At 48.4% G+C, this 1013-nt stretch carries 1 protein-coding gene; it reads left to right on the top strand.

Translation table 11 applies throughout. From position 1 onward, the window contains the following. On the top strand, positions 1 to 1013 hold a 1013-nt coding region (locus R7Z78_RS24920), incomplete at both ends, for a guanosine-5'-triphosphate,3'-diphosphate pyrophosphatase (protein WP_169643697.1).

Raw genomic sequence — 1013 nt, 5'->3', positions numbered from 1 at the left:
GAACATAATTCTCTTAGTATGGAAGCTATGCAGCGAGGATGGGACTGCTTAAGTCTATTTGCGGAACGCTTGCAGGATATTCCTACACAAAACATTCGCATTGTCGGCACAGCGACTTTACGTACTGCCACCAATGTGGATGTATTTCTAGAGAAAGCGAACCAGATTCTGGGGCAGCCAATCGAAGTCATCTCTGGTGAAGAAGAAGCCGCCACTATCTATAAAGGTGTTGCCCACACGTCAGGTGGTAGTGGTCGTCGCCTTGTGGTTGATATTGGTGGCGCGAGCACTGAGCTGATTATTGGCGAAGGTTTTGAAGCGAAAGCCCTCACCAGCCTAAAAATGGGCTGCGTGACATGGTTGGAGAACTTCTTTAAAGATCGCCAACTGAATGCCCGTAACTTCGAAGCTGCGATTGAAGGCGCAAAGCAAACCATCAAGCCAATCTTAGAACAGTACACCGATCTTGGTTGGGATGTGTGCGTAGGTGCATCTGGTACCGTTCAGGCGCTACAAGAAATCATGCTGGCGCAGGGTATGGACGAAGTAATTACTCACTCCAAACTTAAGCGTTTACAAAAGCAAGCCATGCTAGCCGATCATTTGGAAGAGCTCGACATCGAAGGTTTAACGCTTGAGCGTGCCTTGGTCTTCCCTAGCGGCCTGTCTATTCTTATCGCGATTTTCGAGTTACTTGAAATCGATGCGATGACACTCGCGGGCGGCGCACTGCGTGAAGGCTTGGTTTATGAAATGGTCGACGAGCTGCGTCAAAATGACATTCGTGCTCGCACCATTTGTAGCGTGCAAAGCCGTTATCAGCTTGATTGCCAATATGGTGAACAAGTGGCAACGCTGGCAGGTAAGCTTTTAGAGCAAGCCGGTGGCGATGAGTGGATTGCTGAGCCTCAAGGTAAAGTTCTGCTCGAAACCACAGCAAAATTGCACGAAATTGGCCTAACCATCGACTTTAAAAAAGGCGGTGAACATAGTGCTTACTTACTGCAAAACCT

The sequence above is a fragment of the Vibrio sp. 1167 genome, assembly GCF_033340375.1.
GTDB lineage: Bacteria > Pseudomonadota > Gammaproteobacteria > Enterobacterales > Vibrionaceae > Vibrio > Vibrio alginolyticus.
The sequence above is the reverse complement of the archived record's forward strand: the minus strand, read 5'-3'. Positions and strand labels throughout refer to the sequence as shown.